Origin of the sequence: Streptomyces cinnamoneus, from assembly GCF_014650495.1 — a bacterium.
Lineage (GTDB): Bacteria > Actinomycetota > Actinomycetes > Streptomycetales > Streptomycetaceae > Streptomyces > Streptomyces cinnamoneus.
Map to the genome: position 1 here is coordinate 1 of NZ_BMVB01000055.1, position 7,230 is coordinate 7,230.

Sequence of the window (7,230 nt, forward strand, 5' to 3'; positions counted from 1 at the left end):
GCGGGCATCGACCCGGCCTCGGCGCGCGGCAGCAGGACCGGTGTCTTCGCCGGCGTGATGTACCACGACTACGGCGGGCGGGTGAAGACGGCACCCGACGGCATGGACGCCTACCTGGGCAGCGGCAGCGCAGGCAGCATCGCCTCGGGCCGCGTCTCCTACGCGTTCGGCCTGGAGGGCCCGGCGGTCACCGTCGACACGGCCTGCTCGTCGTCGCTGGTCGCCCTGCACCTGGCCATCCAGTCGCTGCGCAGCGGCGAGTGCTCGATGGCCCTGGCGGGCGGCGTCACCGTCATGGCGACTCCTTCGACGTTCGTGGAGTTCAGCCGCCAGCGCGGGCTGTCGGCGGACGGTCGTTGCAAGGCGTTCGCGGCCGGTGCGGACGGCACCGGCTGGGGCGAGGGTGTCGGCCTGCTGCTCGTCGAACGGCTCTCCGACGCCCGCCGCAACGGACACCAGGTCCTCGCCGTGGTGCGGGGCACCGCGGTGAACCAGGACGGTGCGTCGAACGGTCTGACGGCGCCGAACGGTCCGTCGCAGCAGCGGGTGATCCGTCAGGCCCTGGCCTCCGCCGGCCTCTCGGCGGCCGACGTGGACGTGGTGGAGGCGCACGGCACGGGTACGAAGCTGGGTGACCCGATCGAGGCCCAGGCGCTCATCGCCACGTACGGCCAGGAGCGGCCCGACGGCCGGCCGCTGTGGCTCGGTTCGCTGAAGTCCAACATCGGCCACACGCAGGCCGCCGCCGGTGTCGGTGGTGTGATCAAGATGGTCATGGCGATGCGCCACGGCGTGCTGCCGCAGACGCTGCACGTGGACGAGCCGACCCCGCACGTCGACTGGTCGGCCGACACGGTGCGGCTGCTGACGGAGGCCACCGACTGGCCGCAGTCGGACGACCCCCGCCGGGCAGGGATCTCTTCGTTCGGCATCAGCGGCACCAACGCGCACGTGATCGTCGAGCAGGCACCTGACACGGCAGAGCTTCCTCCGTCCCCGGAGCAGGGTTCGGTGGTGCCGTGGGTGCTCTCGGCGAAGACCGCGACGGCGGTCAGGGCCCAGGCGGAGCGCCTGGTGTCCTTCATGGAAGCCGAGGGCACCGGAGGTGCCGGGGCGCGGCCGGCCGACATCGGCCTGTCGCTCGCCACCACCCGCTCGTCGCTGGAGCACCGGGCCGCTGTGGTGGGGGAGAGCCACGGGGAACTCCTGACGGCGCTGCGCGCACTGGCCGCCGGCTCCCCGTCCCCCCGGGTCGTCATGGGCGAGCCGGGCAAGGCCGGCAAGGTCGGTTTCCTGTTCTCGGGTCAGGGTTCGCAGCGGCTCGGAATGGGGCGTGAGCTCCATGAGGCGTTCCCGGTCTTCGCCGCGGCCTATGACGAGGTGTGTGCGCAGCTCGGTGCGGCATTCGACGTCGACTCGGAGGGGTTGAACCAGACCGGTGTTACCCAGCCTGCGTTGTTCGCGGTCGAGGTGGCGTTGTTCCGGCTGCTGGAGTCGTGGGGCGTGCGGCCGGACTATGTGGCCGGCCATTCCGTGGGTGAGATCGCTGCGGCTCATGTGGCCGGAGTGCTCTCGCTGGAGGACGCGGCGAAACTGGTCTCGGCTCGCGCTCGGCTCATGCAGGCATTGCCTGCGGGCGGTGCGATGATCGCCGTGCAGGCCACGGAGGACGAGGTCCTGCCGCACTTGACCGACGAGGTCGGCATCGCGGCGATCAACGGCCCGCGGTCGGTGGTGGTCTCCGGCGCCGAGGGCGCAGCGGTGAAGATCGCTGAGCACTTCACCCAGCAGGGTCGTAAGACGTCGCGGTTGAAGGTCAGTCATGCGTTCCACTCGCCGTTGATGGATCCGATGCTGGAGGAGTTCGCCGAGGTCGTCCGCGGCCTGAGGTTCGACGAGCCGCGGATTCCGGTCGTCTCCAACCTCACGGGCCGGCTGGCGGAGTCGTACACGCCGGAGTACTGGGTGCGGCACGTCCGCGAGGCCGTCCGCTTCGCCGACGGCATCCAGGCGCTGCACGACGAGGGAGTCACCACCTTCGTCGAGATCGGCCCCGGCGGTGTGCTCAGCGGTATGACGCAGAACTGCCTGGACGAGGCCGTCACCGTCCCCGTCCTGCGCAACGACCGCCCGGAACCCCAGGCCATCGTCACCGCGCTCGCCGAACTGCACGTCCACGGCACCACCCCGGACTGGCAGGCACTCTTCCCCGGCGCGCGGAAGGTCGACCTGCCCACCTACGCCTTCCAGCACGAGCGGTACTGGCTGGACGTGCCCGAGGAGCCGGCCGGCGGTGCTGCCGCCAGCGGGCTCGGGCTGGGGGCGGCCGTGCATCCGCTGGCGGGTGCGACGGTGGCGCTGCCGGGCAGCGGCGGATTCCTCGTCACCGGGCGGCTCTCGCTGAAGACCCACCCCTGGCTCGCCGACCACATGGTCATGGGCAGCGTGCTGCTGCCCGGGACCGCGCTCGTGGAGCTGGCGGTGCGCGCGGGCGAGGAGGCCGGGTGCGCACAGATCGACGACCTGACCCTGGAAGCGCCGCTGATCGTCCCGGAGCACGGCGGTGTCGCCGTGCAGGTGTGGGTCGGCGCGGAAGAGGAACCGGGCAGGCGAGCACTGACTGTTCACTCGCGGCTGGAGGACGCTGCGGACGACGGGCCGTGGGTCCGGCACGCGGTCGGCTCCCTGACGGGCGAGCTCCCCGAGTCGTCGCACGATGCCGCCTTCGATGCCGCCTTCGGTGCCGGCGCCGGGGCGTGGCCGCCGGCGGGGGCGGAGGCCGTCGACCTGACGGGGTTCTACGACGGCATGGCCGGGCTCGGCCTGGAATACGGGCCGGTCTTCCAGGGCCTGCGGTCGGTGTGGCGCAGCGGGGACGACGTCTTCGCCGAGGTCGCCCTCACCGAGGACGCGGACACCGGCACGGGGACGGGCGCGGAGGCGGACACGGATGCGGGCGCGTTCGCGCTGCATCCGGCGCTGCTGGACGCCGCGCTGCATGCGATCGGCGCGGGCGGCCTCATCCCCGTCGAGGACGGGCCGCTGTTGCCCTTCGCCTGGTCCGGTGTGAACGTGCGGGCCGCCGGGGCGACGTCGTTGCGGGTCACGGTGTCGCGGACCGGTACCGATGCGGTCTCCCTGGCCGTCGCCGATGCCGCCGGCGGCCCCGTGGCCACGGCCGAGGCGCTGTCGTTGCGGCCGGTGTCGCGGGAGCAGCTGCTCAAGGCGGGCGGCTCCGGCAGGCGCGCCGAGGACTCCCTGTTCGGCCTCGAATGGCGGCCTGCGGCCCTCGGCGACGCCGCCGAACTCGACGTCCAGGGCTACACGGACCTGGCTGCACTGGCCGCCGAGCCCGTCCTGCCCGACTTCGCCGTCGTGTCGTGCCCGGTCGGGTCCGGTGGGGGCACGGCAGAGGGTGTGCATGCCGTTGTGGCCGAGGTGTTGGCGTTGGTGCAGTGGTGGCTGGCGGAGGACCGGCCGTCGCGTCTGGTGCTGGTGACCCGCCCGGGTGATCTCGCTCATGCGGCGGTGTGGGGTCTGGTCCGGTCCGCGCAGTCGGAGAACCCGGACCGGATCGTGCTGGTGGAGGCGGAGGACGCCGACGCGGCGATCCGCATCCTGCCCGCCGCGGTCGCCTCCGGTGAGCCGCAGCTCGCGGTGCGCGGCCAGGACGTGCTCGTACCGCGCCTGGTGCAGGCGGCCGAATCCGTCACCGACGGGCCGGGCTTCGGCGACGGCACCGTCCTCGTGACCGGTGCGTCCGGTGCGCTGGGCGGGCTCGTCGCCCGGCACCTGGTGTCCGAGCACAAGGTGCGCCGGCTCCTGCTGGCCAGCCGCCGGGGAGCGGAGGCCGCAGGGGCGGCCGAGCTGACCGCCGAGCTGGCGGCGTGGGGGGCCGAGGTCACCTGGGCCGCCTGCGACGTGGCGGACCGGGACGCGGTCCGTGCCCTGCTGGGCGGGCTCGGCGACCACCCGCTGTCGGCCGTCGTGCACACCGCGGGTGTTCTCGACGACGGCGTCGTCTCCTCGATCACGCCGGAAAGGCTGGCAGAGGTGTTCCGCCCCAAGGTGGACGCCGTGCTGAATCTCCACGAGTGCACCCGGGGAACGGATCTGGCCGCCTTCGTGGTGTTCTCCTCGGTCGCCGGAACGGTCGGCAGCGCCGGTCAGGCGAGTTACGCGGCGGCGAACTCCTTCCTCGACGCCTTCGCTTCGCACCGGTGCCGTGAGGGGCTGCCCGCCACGTCGCTGGCCTGGGGAGTGTGGGAGCAGTCCGGTGCGATGACCGACGGTCTCGCCGAGGCCGACCGGGCGCGGATGGCCCGCAGCGGTGTGCTGCCGTTGTCGTCGGAGGAGGGGCTGCGGCTGTTCGACATGGCCCTGGCTTCGCACGAGGCGGTGCTCGCTCCGGTCCGGATCGACACCGGTGCGCTGCGCGCCGGCGAAGCACCGCCGGTGATGCGCGCCCTGGTGCCGGCTCCGGCCCGCAGGACCGCCCGGACCTCCGCGCCCGCGCCCTCCCCGGCCTCGCTGACGGCCCGCCTGGACGGCCTGCCGGACGGCGAGCGGGAGAAGGTCGTCCTGGACCTGGTCCGGGCGGAGGTCGCCGCGGTCCTGGGGCACGCCTCGGACCGTACGATCCAGCCGGAAAGCGCCTTCCAGGAGCTGGGGTTCGACTCGCTGACGGCCGTCGAACTGCGCAACCGGCTGAACAGGGCCACGGGGCTGCGGTTGCCCGCGACGCTGGTCTTCGACTACCCGACACCCGCGGTTCTGGCCCGGCACGTGCTGACGGAGACGACGGGTGCGGCCGGACCCGCTCTAGTGGATTCCCTACTTGCCTCCCTGGACAAGGTCGAACAAGAATTGAATAGCAAGTTGTCGGAGGGCGATGCCCGCGATCGGATCGTGTCAAAGCTCCAGAGCCTGTTGGCGATTGCCGGGGAATCCGGCAGGACGGCACAAGGCCCCGGAAGCAGCAGCGATCTGGAATCGGCCACGGACGACGAAGTGTTTGACCTTCTTGGCAAGGAATTCGGAATCTCCTGACGGTTCCGGTGTCCCGGGCGACTCCTTGCCGAATTCCGGTAAGTATTCGCAGGGGTGAGGGACGATTTCGGTGGCGAACGAGGACAAGCTCCGCTATTTCCTGAAGCGAGTCACCGCAGATCTCCAGGAGACCCGGCGGCGCCTTCGTGACTACGAGGACGCCGCCGGGGAACCGGTCGCCATCATCGGGATGAGCTGCCGCTACCCGGGAGGCGTCCGCTCGCCGGAGGACCTGTGGGAGCTGGTCTCCACCGGCCGGGACGCCGTCTCGGAGTTCCCCGCCGACCGCGGCTGGGACCTGGACGCGCTCTACGACCCGGACCCCGAACACCGGGGGACCAGCTACGCCCGTGAGGGTGCGTTCCTGCGCGACCTGGCGCAGTTCGACGCCGGTCTCTTCGGGATCTCGCCCCGCGAGGCGCTCGCCATGGACCCCCAGCAGCGGCTGCTGCTGGAGGCGTCCTGGGAGCTCTTCGAGCGGGCGGGCATCGATGCCGCCTCGCTGGCGGGAAGCAGGACCGGCGTGTTCGCCGGCGTGATGAACCACGAGTTCCTCGCCACCCTGCAGAACTCCCCGGAAGACCTTGAGGGTTACCTGGGAACGGGCACCTCGGGCAGCGTCGCCTCCGGCCGGGTGGCCTACACCTTCGGTCTCGAAGGCCCGGCCGTCACGGTGGACACGGCCTGCTCGTCGTCGCTGGTCGCCCTGCACCTGGCCGTCCAGTCGCTGCGCAACGGCGAGTGCTCGCTGGCCGTGGCGGGCGGTGTCACGGCGATGGTCGGCCCCGCCACCTTCGTCGGCTTCAGCCGCCAGCGCGGCCTGGCGCCCGACGGCCGCTGCAAGGCGTTCGCGGCCGGTGCCGACGGCACCGGCTGGGGCGAGGGCGTCGGCCTCCTGCTGGTCGAGCGCCTCTCGGACGCCCGCCGCAACGGGCACGAGATCCTCGCGATCGTACGGGGGTCCGCCGTCAACCAGGACGGCGCCTCCAACGGCCTGACCGCCCCCAACGGCCCCTCCCAGCAGCGGGTCATCCGCCAGGCGCTCGCCGCCGCCCAGCTGACCGCCGCCCAGGTCGACGCGGTGGAGGCGCACGGCACGGGCACCAGACTGGGTGACCCGATCGAGGCCCAGGCCCTGCTGGCCACCTACGGCCAGGGCCGTTCCGGGCAACAGCCGCTGTGGCTGGGCTCGATCAAGTCCAACATCGGTCACACGCAGGCCGCGGCCGGTGTGGCCGGCATCATCAAGATGGTCATGGCCATGCGCCACGACGAACTGCCGAGCACGCTCCACGTCGACGCGCCGTCCCCGCACGTCGACTGGTCGGCGGGCGCGGTACAGCTGCTGACCGAGCCCGTCCCCTGGCCGGCGTCGGACCAGCCGCGCCGGGCCGGCATCTCCTCCTTCGGGATCAGCGGCACCAACGCCCACACGATCATCGAGGAGGCCCCGCCGGCCGGCGCGTTCGCACGGGACGCCCAGGAGGAGGCGGACGGCGCCGCAGCCGAGTCCACGGACGCCGCAGAAACCGCAGAAGCGGTGGAGGCGGTGGAGGCGGCGCTGCCGGCCGAGGGCGGGCCGGTGCCGTGGGTGCTGTACGGCAAGAGCGAAGCGGCACTGTGCGCCCAGGCCGAGCGCCTGCTGTCCCGCACGGACGCCGACACCCCGCTGCGGGACGTGGCGTTCTCGCTCGCCACCACGCGCACGGCGCTGGAGCACCGCGCGGTGGTGCAGGGCGAGACGGCGGACGAACTCGCCGAGGGACTGCGCGCGGTGGCCGCCGGAGCCGCGGCTCCCGGCGTGGCACGGGGCCGGTCCGGCACGGGCGGCCGCGTCGGATTCCTCTTCTCCGGCCAGGGATCGCAACGCCTGGGCATGGGGCGGGAGCTGTACGCGTCCTATCCGGTGTTCGCCGCCGCGTACGACGAGGTGTGCGCACACCTCGACGCCACGATCGACCTCGACTCGGAGGACCTGCACCGGACGGGCCTCGCCCAGCCCGCCCTCTTCGCCATCGAGGTGGCACTCTTCCGGCTCCTCGACTCCTGGGGCATCCGGCCGGACTACGTCGCCGGCCACTCGGTGGGCGAGATCGCCGCCGCCCACGTGGCGGGTGCGCTGTCGCTGGAGGACGCGGCGAAGCTGGTGTCGGCGCGTGCCGCGCTGATGCAGGCGCTGCC

The 7,230-nt window shown here is 72.6% G+C and carries 1 protein-coding gene and 1 pseudogene; both read left to right on the forward strand.

Features of this window, described 5'->3' with window-relative positions; translation table 11 throughout:
* Positions 1–5,049: type I polyketide synthase (locus IE182_RS31335; protein WP_190113389.1), on the forward strand; the 5,049-nt coding region annotated here is incomplete at its 5' end.
* Between the two features lie 73 nt (positions 5,050–5,122).
* A pseudogene (locus tag IE182_RS31340) lies at positions 5,123–7,230 on the forward strand (type I polyketide synthase); the annotation flags it as partial.